The organism is Donghicola sp. (assembly GCF_025210255.1).
Classification (GTDB): domain Bacteria; phylum Pseudomonadota; class Alphaproteobacteria; order Rhodobacterales; family Rhodobacteraceae; genus Donghicola; species Donghicola eburneus.
In genome coordinates, this window is record NZ_JAOARZ010000044.1 from 101746 (window position 1) to 116465 (window position 14720).

The window sequence follows — 14720 nt, forward strand, 5'->3', positions numbered from 1 at the left end:
CGTAAGGGGCCGCTATGGCCCCTTTTTCAGCTACCCCAGCGAATGCGCCGCGAGCCCGTAGGTCAGCGGCCCCTCTTCGGCGCGGCGCTGGCGGCCCAGATACATCTCTGTCACGGTGTCGAACACACCGAGCCCCGCCGCCGCAAGAAACGCTTTGAACGGCTCGCTTTGTTGCGGGGTGTCCATGCGGGTGAACTTGCCCTCGCAGGCTTGGATCAAAGGCGCAACAAGTCGCATGGCAGTCGCGTCATCTTCGGCGACGACAGGCCCGATCAACTCGCCCTTGCCAAAGCTCCGGCGGAGCGCGTAGCCGCAAACAGCGCCGCCCCGCTCGGCCACGACGCCGCTGGAAACGGCCAGCAGGGCATCGATCACTTTGGTCCGCGTTGCGCCGTAGGCGTGGGCGTCCAGCGCCATTAGCGCGGCGTGATCCTCTGGTTCCAATGGGCGAATGGTCAGGCCAGAAAACGGCTCTGGCGCGCGGAACGGGCGGGCGATCCCTTGGTGCTGCCAAATCAGACCAACAGGGTCAAACCCCGCCGCCACATAGAGCCGATAGCCCGAACGCGTCGCACTAAGCCGCAGATCGCGTCCTGCACAGTCCTGCATGATGTGTTGAAGCAAGCGGCGCCCCGCCCCAAGCGATTGTAATCGCGGTGTGGTGACCATCATTCCAAGCATCGCGAAATTATCTGCGACAGGGAAATACATCGAAGAGCCCAACGGGCGTCCGATCGCGTCCAGTGCGATATAACCTTGGCCCAGATCGACAAAAAGCTCCAGATCGCGGGGGCGATGGGGCCAGAACACGCCGACTGACAGCTCGTGCAGCAGCCCGACGCGCGACCGATCCACCGGTTCGACCACCGCAGAGAACGTGTCGAGCACCAGCTCAGCCTCTTCGGGCAAAGGTGCCCCAGCCATGAAGGCCGCCTGACGCTCTGCCGAGGGGGTCACGGGGCTGGCGGGACGCGAGTCCGTTGCGGGCATCATTGATCTTCGTATCCGTCTTTTGGTTCGTGTCACGGGGGCCGTCGGTGGCCACCCGTTGATGGGCTTTGCCAATATGGCGCGGTTCCAGAGGCGTTTTCTACCGAATACCTGCGCGCTCCGACAGATTATGCCGCTGCGGATTGGGCAGCCGCCCGGGCCGCTGTCCGTTATGCCAGCTTGACGCGGGAAAAATCAGGCGTAAATGCGCGATCGCGGACGCTGTGCTCCGTACTATTTCCGAACCTTCGATGATTCCCGTTTTGATGTCTTCTGGCGATCTGATTGCTGATCGCCGTGCCGATTATGCCGAAGCGCTCTTGCCCGGTGACCCTGCGGCCGCTGCCGATCTCTATGCGCAGGCTTTAGAGTTGGCCCCCACATGGACGGCCGGATGGTACCGGCTCGGTGACATTCGGGCAAAATTTGACCTGCCCGACGCAGATCAAGCGTTCGAAGCTGCGCTTGCCACTGATCCAACCGACCGGCTTGGGGCCAGCTTGCGTCTGGATATGCTGCGCGAGCGATCAATGACGGATGCTATGCCACCTGCCTTTGTCGAAGCCTTGTTTGATCAATACGCGCCGCGGTTCGAGACCGCGCTGGTCGAGGGGTTGGCCTATTGCGCCCCACAACTGATGGCCGAGCAGCTTCAGGCCCCCATTGGCGCCGCCCTGGATTTGGGATGTGGCACCGGTCTGATGGGCGAAGCGCTGCGCCCCCTCTGCACCACACTCACAGGCTGGGATATTTCCACCGAGATGCTGCGCGCCGCCGAGGCCAAGGGCATTTACGAGCATCTGGGCAAACGCGACCTGAACCGCCTGTCCCCGCCCCGAGAGCGTTGGCAGGTGATCACCGCTGCAGATGTCTTTATCTATCTCGGAGCGCTAGAGAAGATCATCGGCTGGGTGGCTCTGGCTTTGGAAAGTGGCGGCCAGTTCGTCTTTACCGTCGAAGAGCATACCGGCCCAGAGGCTTACGTTCTGCGCGACACTTGCCGCTACGCGCACAGTGCACACGCCCTACAGGATCTGCTAGATCAGGCAGGCTTCGACAGCCGCATTACCCGCGCTGTGCTGCGCGAAGATCGCGGTGCGCCGGTCTGGGCTCTGGTCGTTCATGCGGTCAAGCGCGGTCCTGCGCCATCGGCTGAACAAATCGACGGGGGCCACGCGGGCATCCCGGCCTAACAGGCAGAAAGCTGCCGGACGCGCAGGCTTTACACCCCAAGGGCGAGCAGGCCGTGTATAGTGGCGCGGTCTGCTCCGTCCCGAAGGTGTCTCTATGTTTCGCTTTGCCCTCTGCGCTTTGGCCGCAATCTCGCTCTCTGCCTGTGTCGCAACCCCGCCATTGCCAAGCGAAACCGCGCCTGAAGTCGCGGCGCCCGTCGCTTCTGCCAGCAATGACGCCCAAATCATTGCCTTGATTAACGCAGAGCGGGCCAAGGTCGGGCGCGCCGCCCTGGCTCCAGATCTGCACCTATCAGAGATTGCCCGGGAACATGCGGAACTCATGGTTCGGAACGACTTTTTCAGCCACGATGTACCGGGCGGCCTGACCTACGAACAGCGTATGGCTGCCGCGGGCTACGATGACAGCAAACATGGGGAAAACATCTCTTACGGTCGGCAGGACCCAAGTTACACGGTGGCGGATTGGATGAATTCGCGCCTGCACCGGAACAACATTTTGGACCGGAAGTTCGAAAAAATTGGCGTTGGATCGGCGCGGCCTTACTACTACGTCACCATTTTCTCTGATCGCTGACGGCCCCGCATTTCGCGCTTTTCAATCGGTCCCGTTTTCTATTTGATCAAATCCCGTAGCGGGCAAATGTGCGCTGTATTCCATTGATCAAGCGGGACCTCTCATGACCCAGCCCTGCCCTTCCGGCGCGACCCTGACTGAAGCCGAAGATTTCCTGGACGCTCACCCAGAGGTCGAAGCGGTCGATATCGTGCTGCACGACTCCAACGGGATCGGACGCGGCAAGATCATCCGGCGGCACGAACTGCTGGCTCTGTACAAATCGGGTCGGCATATCCCGATCTCGATCCTTGGTCTGGATATCTGCAGCGAGGACGTGCACGAAACGGGCCTATGCTGGGATCACGGCGACGGTGACTTGCGCGCCTGGCCCATCCCCGGATCGCTGAAGCTGCTGCACAACAGCCAGCCCTCCCGCGCCGAGGTGCTGCTGTCGATGTACGAACTTGATGGCCGTCCGATGGGATCGGACCCGCGCCACGCGATGCAGCGGCAGGTCGATGCCTTTGCCGCGCGCGGTCTGAAACCGGCGGGCGCATTCGAGCTGGAATTCTTTTTGCTAGCAACCGAACGGGACGCCTATGGCCGGGTAAAGCCCGCCAGCGATGTGCTGGACGGCCGCGCTCCGACTTACCGCACAGACGTCTATTCCGTGGACCACCTGCAAGGCATGTTGCCCCTGTTCAACGACATCTATGCGGGCGCTGAAAAGGCGGGGATCAATGCGGAAACCGTGATCTCTGAATTCGCGCCCGGTCAGTACGAACTGACCCTGAACTACCGCAAAGACATCATGCAGGCCGCCGATGATCTGGTGCGCCTGAAACGGATCGTCAGGCAGCAAGCCCGAGCACATGGGGTCACGGCGTGTTTCATGGCCAAACCGATCGAGGAGCATCCCGGATCGGGGATGCATTTCCACGTCTCGCTGCAGGATGAAGCCGGTCGTAATATCTTTGCCGAAGAGGCTGGCGCGGGTTGGACCGACACGCTGCTTCATGCTCTTGGCGGGCTGCGGCAAACCATGGGCGAGTCCATGCTGGTTTTTGCCCCGCACCTGAATTCGTGGCGCCGCTTTGCCAACCAGAGCTATGCGCCCGTGAACACTGCTTGGGGCGTAAACAACCGATCCGTGGCCCTGCGCGTGCCCGAGGGTGATCTGAAATCCCGCCGGATCGAGCATCGTCCCGCAGGCGTGGACGCCAATCCCTATTTGGTGGGGGCGACCGTTCTGGCGGGCATCCTGCACGGGCTGGACAACCAGATCGATCCCGGCCCGCAGACCAAAGGCAACGCCTACGAGACCGAAGACCGCGCGAATATCCCTCGCGACTGGCGCGAGGCGATTGACGCGGCCAAGGCCTCTGAGTTCCTGAAAACCGCCCTAGGCGCCGATATGCATCGCACCTTTACCGAGGTCAAAGCCGCCGAATACGCCCGCGTGGCGCGGACGATCAGCAATGTGGACTTCGACCTCTATCTGCACACGATCTAAGAGGCGCCCTTAGGCCAAGGGCTCCCGCATGTCGCGATCCAGCATTTCACCGTGCTTTTTCTGCTTTAGCAGTTCGCGGGCCTTGGCGTACTCGGGGTCATTCCAGAATATCAGGCAGCCATTGCACCCACGCCCGCAGCAGCCTTCGACACCCTTGCGCGAGGTACGGGCGCGTTTCTCCATGGTGTCAGAACCAATGGCTTCTTGCAGTTTGCCGACCTGAGACTTGTACGCCCCTTCGCGGGCGGTTTCGCCTAGTTCGATGCGCTGCGCGGTCTTGTCCAGCTTCAGGCGGCGCCAGTCTTCGTCCAGCAGAATCGACTCCTTGCGGACGATGGTAAACGCGGGGAAGTTCCGGCGGACGGTTTCGGGATCTTCGTGGTCGAACGCGCTGTAAGGGATGAAAATCACGTCCTGACGGCTGCCAAAGACACTCTCGACCGGCTTCTCGGGGCTCTTGATCGTGGTGTATTCATAAAGCCGCAGCAGTACAGGTTCAGCGCGGCTGTCGGGCGGCAGGAATTCCATCACATCGCCCGCGTCCAGACGGCTGCGGACCTCTAGGACCAAGCCATCCTCACGGGCCTCGCGCACGATGCCAGCGTATTCCCAAGGGGCCATGGCCTTGGTGTGTTCGTAGTTGTGGGCGTAATTCTGCAAGCGCCCCTCGTGGAAGGCGATGGTGTAGCCGCGGCTGCCTGCGCCCTCTAGGTCGCGCATGTACGCGTCTGGCCGCCAGCCTTCGGGATCGCGATAGTAGTCGTCGATGGCACGGCGATAGGCTCGGGCCACGGTGGCCACGTAATAGGGGCTCTTGTTCCGGCCTTCGACCTTCAGGCTATCCACGCCGATGCGCAGCAGATCGTTCAGCTTGGGCATCAGGCACATGTCTTTGGAATTCAGGATGTACGAGCCGCGAATATCCTCTTCGATGGGCATCAGCTCGCCCGGACGCGCGCCCTCTTCCAGCACCCATTCGAAGAGCTTGCTGTTGTGCTCGTCCAGTTCCAGTTCCTTGATGGTGCCGTCCTTGAGGCGCAGGTGCACCTTGTACTGCCAACGGCACGAGTTGGCGCAGTTCCCTTGGTTCGCGCCCCGCTCTGCCATGAAGTTCGACAGCAGGCAGCGCCCCGAATAGGTCATGCACATCGCCCCGTGAACGAAGCTTTCCAGCCGGATGTCTGGGCACTTCTCGCGGATCTCTGCCATCTCGGCAAAGGTCACCTCGCGGGCCAGAACTACCAGTTCGGCGCCCTGATCCTTCCAGAAATCCACAGTCAGGGACGAACACACGTTCGCTTGGGTCGAGATATGCAGGTTGATGCCCGGCGCGTGTTTGCGGACGTAATGAAACACACCCGGATCTGCGATGATCACGCCATCGGGCTGGATGTCTTTCAGCGTTTCCACATACTCGGCTAGCTTGGGAATGTCTTTGTTGTGGGTAAACAGGTTCAGCGTCAGATACACCCGCACGCCGTGCTGGTGGGCAAAAGCGACGCCTTCTTTGATCTCTTCCAAAGAAAATTTGGATTTGGTCCGCAGGGACATGTCCGGCGTGCCCAGATAGACCGCGTCAGCGCCATATAGGACGGCGACCTTCAGACGCTCCAGCGATCCTGCGGGCATCAAGAGTTCGGAACGGCGGTCGGTCATAGCAAGAGTCTCGTGCTGATCGCCCCCACCGCGTGAAAACCGGAAAAACGCCGGTACGATCGCAACGAGGACGGGTTGGCCAAATCAAAGGAGATGGCCGCCCTATACCGAAAAGCCTGTCCCGTTACCAGCCGCTTTAGTCCCATGCCCCTGCGGTCAAATGTCGTTACGGGGAATCCGCAAGACTTGGCCCGAATAAATCTCGTTCGCATTGTCGAGAATATCCTGATTGGCGGCGAAGATCGGGCCATAATCGGGCGTGCCGTACATGCGCTGCGCCACCCCGATCAGCGTATCTCCGGGCTGTACTGTATAGGGCTGCCACCCCGTATAACCCGGTAGGATAAGCGGGCCATAGAGGATCGGAATCGTAACCTTGGGTCCGTTTTCATTGCCCGTGTCATCAGCAAGGGTCAGAAACACACGGCTCAGGGTAAAGGCTGTATCGGGCGGGACTGTCACCGCCCCTTGGAACTGCCGCAAGCCCATGGAGCCGACCTGAATATGGGTCGAAAACTCGTCGTGTCCATCGCTCAGGCGCACTGTCATCGTCCCCTCAAACGCGGCAGCCATGCCCGCGATCAGGATTGTATCTGTAACCAGATCATAGGGCTGGGGCTGCTGGATATCGAGCGTCACTACCATCGGGACTCCCCCTCGGAAAACCGGAAAATATACACAACTTAAGCGTGTATTCTCACTGATTCCCCAAAAACATGAAAGAGGGCGAAATTGTGGCAAAACCCGTTATTGGCATTATCGAGAAACAGAAATCAACCTAAAAATAAACTTACACACCATCGGATACATCCAAGCGCGCATAATAAAAACTAATGTTAAATACCAAAGATAAAGACGTTGTAATCCTTTGATCGGCGCGGAACGATTGCGGATAATATACGTAATTATAACTTAATCCTGCCTCAATCAGACCCTAGATTACCGGGAGCAGCCCGTTATCGAGTAAACCGCGAGAGTGTCATGGCAGTTTCTTCCACGTTCCAGGTTCTGTACCTAGGCCAATTGGCCCTGATCGACAGCGTCCAAGGTGACGAAACCGCCGAAAACGCAGGTGCCATCCTCGGGACGTATTACGACAGCAATGACCCCGCGTATGACCATACCTACGAGCTGACGGCTGACCGCCTAACCGAAGATGCCAACGACACATACGATGTCGACAACGGTGGTGGTTATGACCGGTTCAGGATCAACGGAACTGGTCCTTACAATTTTGACGCCGTCGCGGAATACAGCATTACGCTGACCTATATCGATGGCACGACCGCCACCATCACTGCCTATGTCTTCCAAGACACCACTGGCCACACCTTTATCGCGCCAGAAACCTCTGACAATCCTGATCAGCAGGCGCTGACAGACAAGCCCATTCAATCGCTGAGCCTGAACTCCGTGACCAGATATACTGGTGACAACGGCGGCGATATGCATGCGTACCGCGAAAACCAGAGTTTTGCTGGCCCCGTAGATGGCACGGCTGGCGCGGATAGCATGGGCGTCGGCTATGTCGACGCGGATGGCGACGTGATCACTCACGACTCTGACGTCATCATCAGTGGCGCTGGCAACGACACCGTCGACGGAGGCGGCGGCAGCGACTTGATCGAAGCAGGCGACGGCGATGACGTCATCTACGGCGGCGACGGCAACGACACCATTTTCTATGGTTATGGCAACGACACGATTTACGGTGGCGCAGGCGACGACCTGATCGATGACCAAGATGGGGTCCAGCTCAACGGTTTTAACCTGATCTATGCCGGCGAAGGCAACGATACCGTCTATTCCGGCTCCGTCTCTGAAACCATCCATGGCGAGGGCGGCGATGACCTAATTTTTGGCGAAGGCGGCGACGACTCGATCCTTGGCGGTGACGGTAACGATGAGCTTCGAGGCGGAGACGGCAATGACACCATTGCTGGCGAGGCCGGTAGTGACCTGCTCGCAGGCGACGGCGGCAACGACACCCTGCTCGGCGGCGACGATAACGATACGCTTTGGGGCGGCGACGGTGACGACTATCTTGCCGGCGAGAACGGCAATGACTGGCTCATTGGAGAGGCGGGCAACGACACCCTGATCGGGGGGGCGGGCAACGACGGCCTTTATGGCGGTCTCGGCAACGACAGCATGATCGGTGGCGACGGCGACGACACCTTCTACTACGTCGTTGGCGAAGGCATGGATACCATTGCCGACTTTGGCTTTGGCAACACCGGTTCGATCACCGACGGGATCAGCACAAACAACGACTTCATCGATCTGTCGTCCTACTACGACGCGATGAACGAGCTGCGTGCCGACTTCTTGGATGACGGCATTCTCAACCAGTCGAACGCGGCGGATTACTCGAACAACACTCAGTTTCAGCCCGGCGACGGGATCGTGTTTCAGGGCGCGTCCACCAGCGACTTTACCACGGACACCACTGGCGTGGTTTGCTTTACCACCGGCACCCGCATCCGCACCCCCGATGGCGACCGCCCGATCGAAGAGCTGCAGGTCGGCGATCTGGTCGAAACGGTGGATGGCGGCCCGCAGCCAATCAAGTGGATCGGCACATCGCACTATGACGAAGCGGCCCTGATCGAGAACCCCAAGCTGCGCCCCATCGTGGTCAGCGCCCGTGTCTTTGGCGCAGAGCGTGACTTGGTCGTATCCCGTCAGCATGCCTTCCTTTTGCCCGAAGAGGACTTGCTCGCGCGGGCGATCCAGTTGGTCAAGATGAACGTGGCAGGTGTCCGCATCGCCCATGGCCGCAAGCGTGTCACCTACCACCACATCATGTTCGAAAAGCACGAACTGATCTATTCCGAGGGCATCGCGACCGAGAGCATGTATCCCGGCCCGCAAGCGCTGCGCGCGCTCTGCCCCGAGGCGATGGAAAGCTTGCTCAGGGTTTTCCCCGAATTCAAAGGGATAGAGACCCGCGAATGTGCCGAGGCCGCCTATGGACCCACCGCCCGCGAGATGATCGATATGTCAAACTGGCGCGCCGAAGCAGCCGCATAACGACAAAAGCTAAAAGGCCTGACATTTTGTCAGGCCTTCGTCGTTTTACAGGATTTCCACGAAGGGTTCGATCTGATCTGGATCCTCGATATTCTTGAAACTGATCCAGTCCGTCTCCCCATACCGCAAGCTGAGGCGGCCATCGATGATCGTGAACTCATAAGCCTGTGCACCAGCGATCACGATTTTGTCTCCTTCCTCTCCGTCGAAATCGGTGATCAAATCTTGGCCGTGCCCAACCTTGAACTGAAAGGTATCGGCATTTTCGCCACCCGTCAGAACGTCGTTGTCTGCCCCGCCAACCAGCTGATCCTCGCCATCTTCGCCCTCTAAGGTGTCATTTCCAAAGCCGCCTTCCAGCGTATCGTTGCCCAAGAGGCCCCACAGAGCGTTGCCCGCTGCATCGCCCACGAGACTGTCGTTGAACTTGGTGCCGACGACGTTTTCGACCCCGCTCCAGGTATCCATGCCATAAGTGCCCAGATCGTCGTTGCCTCGCGCCAAGCGGAACGTGACACCCGCGCCTCCGGAAGAGAAGTCAAGCCAATCCAACCCCGCGCCACCAACATAGCTGTCGTCCCCATCGCCCTCGCGCATGACAAAGATATCTGCATCCGCGCCTCCATCGATGGTGTCGCTGCCGCTGCCGCCAATCAGGGTATCTTTGCCGTTTGCGCCGGACAGGATGTTATCCCCGGCATCGCCCGTCAGGTGGTCAGCCCCATTGGTGCCCCGCAACGCCTCGAACCCTGATGCGGTGATAGAGCCAACGTCGGTGTCTTGTGACCCCACATTGGCCAAGCTGAATCGGACTCCGCTCAGGCTGCTGTCAAAGCCAAGGGTATCATACCCCTCTTCGCCATAGACATGGTCCACGCCGTCGCCAGCGAGCACGGTATCATTGCCTGCCCCGCCGAACATGTGGTCGCGGCCGCCACCTCCAGAGAGACTGTCATCGCCGCCATAAGCAAGGAAAGTACTGTCCGAAGCGTCGCCAATGATCGTGTCATTACCCCCCGCGGTGGTGATGTTTTCGATCCCGCTCAGGACATCAGAGCCCTCGCCTTCGGCGGTCCCTGCAGACAGGTCCACAGCAACCGCAGCGCCAGAAATGAATGCGGCCAAATCCGTCGCTGCCCCACCTTCGAGTGTGTCGTCGCCGCCTCCACCGTTCAGGGTGTCCATGCCACCGGTCGACCAGAAGTGGTTGTCTGATGCGTCTCCGGTAATGCTATCGTCACCCTCTTTGGTGATGACATTCTCGATGTTGACGAAGTCGACCGTCAGGCCAAAGTCGTCCTGATATTTCTGTTGGCCCAAGTCGACGATCCGGTCAGACTTGCCGATAAACTCTAGGGTGTCTTCGTCCTGTCCGCCGTTGATCTGCTTTTCGCCAACCTCGACCAGGAATAGGTCATCCCCCTCTTGGCCAAGGATCTGTTCAAAGCCATCGCCGCAGATGACCGTGTCATTGCCCGTGCCGCCCTCGGCGCAATCGTTGCCATCGCCGGTTTCAATGCGGTCGGCCCCCTCTCCGCCGAACAAGGTGTCCGACCCTGCCCCGCCGATTAAGGTATCTTTGCCTGCGTCACCAAAGAGGCTGTCGTTTCCCGTGCCGCCCTCAAGCGTATCAGCCCCGTCGCCGCCATAGAACGTGTCATTCCCACGAACCCCCTGCAAAGAGTCATCCTGATCCCCGCCCGCCACAAGGTCGCCGCGGCGTGATCCATAGAAGTTGAGCTGGAGTGTACTTTCGACCTCGATCCGCTCGAACCGCGAAAACGCACCGGACTCCTCTTCGCTCAGCGCGGTCAAAGAGACGTCGTACCCATAAAGCGCATGATGGGCGTCCACGGCGACCATTGTGTAGGTATCCGCCTGAAACGTCAGCGTATCTTGCCCGCGTTCACCGTCGGCAACAGCGTGAACCCCGTCGATATAGACCTGATCGTTGTGCCGTCCGCCCAACACCCCAGCGCCGTCCGCCTGCACCCAAAGCGTATCGTCCTGATCCCCGCCAGTGACCCTGGTCTCGTTCGTGCGGACATAGACTAGGTCACTCCCGCCGCGAGCATCGACGTAATCCAGATCATTGCCGGAAACCGATGCAATAAACAGCGTGTCATCCACGCGCGATCCCAAGATACGCTCTATTCCGGTCAAGGTGATCGCGGAGCTCGTCCCCGTTCCCAAATCTTCGAGCAGACCGTTTTCCAAATCCAGCCCGAACCCGAAAGCGCCGCTCGTGACGAAGCTCAGAGTGTCGCGATTGCCGCCCTCTCCCATGACTTCATAAGTGAAGGCGCCAACCTCGTTGACCGCGAAGGTGTCGTTGTGGATACCACCCGCGAACACGCCGCCATCCCCAAGATACAGGTAGTCGCGCCCCGCATCACCGTACAGGGTGTCGAAGCCGTCCGCCCCATCTAGCGTGTCTTTGCCCGAATTTCCGCGCAACTCATCAGCGTCGTCTCCGCCATAAAGATGGTCTTTGCCGCCACCGCCAATCAGGGTGTCCTGACCCGCGCCGCCGAGCAGTGTGTCGTTACCGCCCTCCCCCTCTAGGCTATCGTCACCGTCTTCGCCCCGCAGAGTGTCGCGGCCCGCGCCACCCGTGACGGTATCGTTTCCACCGCCCGCAAAAACCTCGTTCTTGGCATTATTGCCAGTGATATGGTCCTTGGCGTCATCGCTGTAGACATTTTCGATGACCGAACTGCTATGGATAAACAGATTATCCTTGCCCGTCAGAATGTCGGAATACGACCCCGGCGTCAGATCCAAACGCACGGCCAAATCAATCAAAGACGAGCGCAGATTCAGAGTATCCTTGCCGCCCGTATCGATGATTGTCAGAGCCGGCGCATAGCTTCCACCCGCGGCATGGTTTTGTTCTACGATATCAAAATTCTCGTTGATGAAATCATGCGAAACGGTCCCGTCAAAGCCCCACTGGGTGGCGCGCTCTTCCATGCTGAGCTCGCGGCCGTAATGCACGTCCAGCGCAACCAGATCCACCTCGCGATAGGTCCACGGCTTGCCGTTAAAGTGGAAGCGCCCCGTCTCGTACTCATTCGGTGCCACATAGGACATCAGTGAATAGCCACGGCTGTCGTTGTCAAACACCAGATCGCTCTCGGTCTGCGAGCCCCCGTTATAATCTCCCAAATGCCCAAGTCCGAGCAGATGGCTGAGTTCGTGGATAAACGTCGTCCTGTGATCAATCACGTCACCAGGGTTGTCGAAATTAAATTTCGAATTATCGAAGCTGATGTCTGGATAGTACTGGTAGTGGTCGCGATCAGTGAGAATAAGGCTCAAACCCAGATCCGCAGAGGCCGCGGCATATTCTGTCCCGCCAAAGAACGAATCCCAGTCATCAACGCGGTGAATGTTGACGTCTCCGTCATCTCCGTCTGCAACCTTGAAAGAGACTTTGATGTCCAAAATGTCTGCAACATAGCGAAACGCCTCTTTCACAAGGTCCTTCATATCGCGGGAAATCGGATCATCTTCGTCAAAATGAACCTTGAGCTTGCCGTCTTTCGAGGCCCAGCCTTCGTCGTCAAAGTTGAATTTGCGCCAGTGGTCGTCTAATCCCCCCCGCCATTCCCAGTAGCCGTGACGCAACTGGTAGACCATGTCGTCGATTGAACCCTCTGCCATCTCTTCGCCCTCCCGTATGGGGCTGAGACCGTTGCCCCTCTGAGAAAAGCTAACCTAGGGTAAACAATCGTGTGGCGAGGACGTGAATATCTTTGGCGTGGCACACTAACCCGTTGATTGACGCCTCAAGGCGCCGTGGGCGGGCCCGCGATATGGGCCAACATAGCTTGCTCGAGCGCGCGCCAAACGTGGTCGACCTTGGGCGTGTGACGCAACACCTCTGGTGCAGTCAGCCAAACAGGCAAAGCTGGCGCGGGCAGGTCTGGGAGCACTTGTTCCAGCGTCGGGTCCGCCGCACCCAATGATACTTGCCCAAACCCGATCCCGCAGCCTGCGCGCACCATCTCCCAATACACCGATTGATTGTCTGTCCGCAGAGCAAAGCTGTCCCGCGTCGCCTCCAGCCCCAAGGCGCGCATGCCGCGCAACAGCAGGTCGCTGCGATCGTAACCGATCATGTCGTGAGCGCGCAGATCCCTTAGGCTGGTGGGCCTCCCTCTTTGGTCCAAATAGCGACGCGCGGCAAAGGCTCCGATCGGGATATCCCCCAGATGGCGCGTGATCATGTCCAACTGACGCGGGCGATACATGCGCAAGGCAATATCGGCCTCGCGGAAAAGCAGGTTTTCCGTCCGGTCCGAGGGCACGAGATCGATATGCAAATGCGGCGCACTGCGCCGCACATCCGCCAAGACTGCGGGCAACACATAGTGAGAGATTGCCACAGACGCCGTGATGCGAACCGTGCCCGACAAGCTAGGCTCCGCCCCTGCAGCGGCGAGCCGCATTTGCGTGGCGGCGTCCTCCATCCGTTTTGCGTGGGGCAGCAAAGTCCGCCCTGCTTCGGTCAGGGCCAGCCCCCGGGGCTGGCGATAGAACAGCTCGACCCCCAGCGCCTGCTCCAATGCATGCACCTGTCGGCCCACCGTTGGCTGCGACGACCCCATCGCCCGTGCCGCACCGGACAAGGAGCCCGCTTGCGCTACGCGGGCAAAGACTTTCAGCAGGGTCCAATCCAAGTCGTCGAGTGAAACATCCATTCATAATTGGATATCATATACCCAAATTCATTCAATTCCCATTCACAGTAGAATGTCCAAAGCTCCTACTCATCGACGCACTCGGGAGAAGATGATGAACGAGACAGTGCTAATACTAGGGGCCTCAGGCAAAATCGGGCGCCACGCGGCAGCGGCGTTCGGCGCAGCGGGATGGACAGTGCGCCCATATCAGCGGCGCGCCGGAGACATGGTCCGCCAAGCAGAGGGCGCGCAGGTCATCGTGAACGGGCTGAACCCGCCGAACTATCACAATTGGGCAAAACTGATCCCGCAGATCACTGCACAAGTGCTGGATGCAGCCCGATCGTCGGGCGCCAGTGTGATCGTCCCGGGCAACGTCTATGTGTTCGGCGACACGCCCGGCCTCTGGTCGGAAACCACACCTCATCGCCCTGTCAGTCGCAAGGGCCGCATCCGCGAAGAGATGGAGCAAACCTATGCGGCATCAGGTGTGCAGACGATCCTTCTACGGGCTGGTGACTTCATCTCTGGGACCGCTGGCGATACCGATCTGATGAGCCACGTGCACTTGCGCGGACTGGGCCGCGGTGTCGTCACCTCTCTTGGTCCGCCAGACACGCTACATGCCTATGCCTATCTGCCTGATTGGGCGCGATGTGCGGTCGGGCTGGCCGAAAAGCGATCCACGTTGCCTGTTTGGACAGACGTCGGCCTTGGTGGTGCAAATTTCACGGTCACGGAACTCGCCGACACCCTATCAGAGGCCCTCGGGCGCCCGCTACGGATCAAGGAATTCGGCTGGTGGCAGATGCGATTGGCCGCGCCAGTCTGGGAAATGGCGCGGGAACTTCTAGAGATGCGGTACCTGTGGGCGACGCCCCATGGTTTGGACCAGAGTAAACTCTCGGCTCTGCTACCTAACTTTCGGAACACGAATTTAGCAACAGTCATGCGCGCTGGATTGGGACCGGCAAAGCGCCCTCGGGGCGCCTGACCTGCGTGCCCGGGGCGAGGCATGTGGGGCCTCGCCCCGGGCACGCACCCGACATGCGTATTTTGGGCAAAAAGAAGCCGTGACGCGAGGAGCC

10 protein-coding genes are annotated in these 14720 nt (G+C 59.4%); 5 read left to right on the forward strand and 5 right to left on the reverse strand.

From position 1 onward, the window contains the following. Window positions 1-30: 30 nt before the first annotated feature. Entirely contained in the window at window positions 31-990 is a 960-nt protein-coding gene (locus N4A58_RS20415) for a GNAT family N-acetyltransferase (RefSeq protein WP_293713194.1), read from the reverse strand. 251 nt (window positions 991-1241) lie between these two features. On the opposite strand from N4A58_RS20415, the gene N4A58_RS20420 reads away from it, so the two are divergent. The 3 genes from N4A58_RS20420 (at window position 1242) to N4A58_RS20430 (ending at window position 4255) form a co-directional block, all read left to right on the forward strand. Further along, the gene (locus N4A58_RS20420) at window positions 1242-2183 is read left to right on the forward strand and encodes a methyltransferase domain-containing protein (protein ID WP_293713196.1); all 942 of its coding nucleotides are present in this window, start codon (window positions 1242-1244) and stop codon (window positions 2181-2183) included. Between the two features lie 94 nt (window positions 2184-2277). Beyond that, complete coding sequence (locus N4A58_RS20425) at window positions 2278-2760, forward strand: CAP domain-containing protein (RefSeq protein WP_293713198.1); 483 nt, start codon at window positions 2278-2280, stop codon at window positions 2758-2760. 103 nt (window positions 2761-2863) lie between these two features. Next, window positions 2864-4255 (forward strand): glutamine synthetase family protein, encoded by a 1392-nt coding sequence (locus N4A58_RS20430; RefSeq protein WP_293713200.1) that lies wholly within the window; start codon window positions 2864-2866, stop codon window positions 4253-4255. A 9-nt stretch (window positions 4256-4264) separates the two neighbouring features. On the opposite strand, the gene N4A58_RS20435 is transcribed toward N4A58_RS20430, so the two are convergent. Further along, window positions 4265-5911, reverse strand: a complete 1647-nt coding sequence (locus N4A58_RS20435; protein WP_293713202.1) for a U32 family peptidase — start codon at window positions 5909-5911, stop codon at window positions 4265-4267. 156 nt (window positions 5912-6067) lie between these two features. Further along, window positions 6068-6556, reverse strand: a complete 489-nt coding sequence (locus tag N4A58_RS20440) for a Gmad2 immunoglobulin-like domain-containing protein (RefSeq protein ID WP_293713204.1) — start codon at window positions 6554-6556, stop codon at window positions 6068-6070. 336 nt (window positions 6557-6892) lie between these two features. Between N4A58_RS20440 and N4A58_RS20445 the strand changes: the two genes are divergently transcribed. Next, window positions 6893-8944 (forward strand): Hint domain-containing protein, encoded by a 2052-nt coding sequence (locus tag N4A58_RS20445; protein ID WP_293713206.1) that lies wholly within the window; start codon window positions 6893-6895, stop codon window positions 8942-8944. A 45-nt stretch (window positions 8945-8989) separates the two neighbouring features. Here N4A58_RS20445 and N4A58_RS20450 read toward each other — a convergent pair whose 3' ends face one another. Continuing rightward, window positions 8990-12610: a M10 family metallopeptidase C-terminal domain-containing protein gene (locus N4A58_RS20450; protein WP_293713208.1), complete on the reverse strand. Its 3621-nt coding sequence runs from the start codon at window positions 12608-12610 to the stop codon at window positions 8990-8992. A 125-nt stretch (window positions 12611-12735) separates the two neighbouring features. Continuing rightward, on the reverse strand, window positions 12736-13650 hold the full coding sequence (locus N4A58_RS20455) for a LysR family transcriptional regulator (protein ID WP_293713210.1): 915 nt from the start codon (window positions 13648-13650) through the stop codon (window positions 12736-12738). Window positions 13651-13744: 94 nt separating this feature from the next. On the opposite strand from N4A58_RS20455, the gene N4A58_RS20460 reads away from it, so the two are divergent. After that, window positions 13745-14626, forward strand: a complete 882-nt coding sequence (locus N4A58_RS20460) for an epimerase (protein ID WP_293713212.1) — start codon at window positions 13745-13747, stop codon at window positions 14624-14626. Window positions 14627-14720: the final 94 nt, after the last annotated feature.

Coding starts and splice junctions, on each gene's coding strand:
- N4A58_RS20415 (WP_293713194.1), bottom strand. CDS start 990: ATGCCCGCAACGGACTCGCGTCCCGCCAGCCCCGTGACCCCCTCGGCA.
- N4A58_RS20420 (WP_293713196.1), top strand. CDS start 1,242: ATGATTCCCGTTTTGATGTCTTCTGGCGATCTGATTGCTGATCGCCGT.
- N4A58_RS20425 (WP_293713198.1), top strand. CDS start 2,278: ATGTTTCGCTTTGCCCTCTGCGCTTTGGCCGCAATCTCGCTCTCTGCC.
- N4A58_RS20430 (WP_293713200.1), top strand. CDS start 2,864: ATGACCCAGCCCTGCCCTTCCGGCGCGACCCTGACTGAAGCCGAAGAT.
- N4A58_RS20435 (WP_293713202.1), bottom strand. CDS start 5,911: ATGACCGACCGCCGTTCCGAACTCTTGATGCCCGCAGGATCGCTGGAG.
- N4A58_RS20440 (WP_293713204.1), bottom strand. CDS start 6,556: ATGGTAGTGACGCTCGATATCCAGCAGCCCCAGCCCTATGATCTGGTT.
- N4A58_RS20445 (WP_293713206.1), top strand. CDS start 6,893: ATGGCAGTTTCTTCCACGTTCCAGGTTCTGTACCTAGGCCAATTGGCC.
- N4A58_RS20450 (WP_293713208.1), bottom strand. CDS start 12,610: ATGGCAGAGGGTTCAATCGACGACATGGTCTACCAGTTGCGTCACGGC.
- N4A58_RS20455 (WP_293713210.1), bottom strand. CDS start 13,650: ATGGATGTTTCACTCGACGACTTGGATTGGACCCTGCTGAAAGTCTTT.
- N4A58_RS20460 (WP_293713212.1), top strand. CDS start 13,745: ATGAACGAGACAGTGCTAATACTAGGGGCCTCAGGCAAAATCGGGCGC.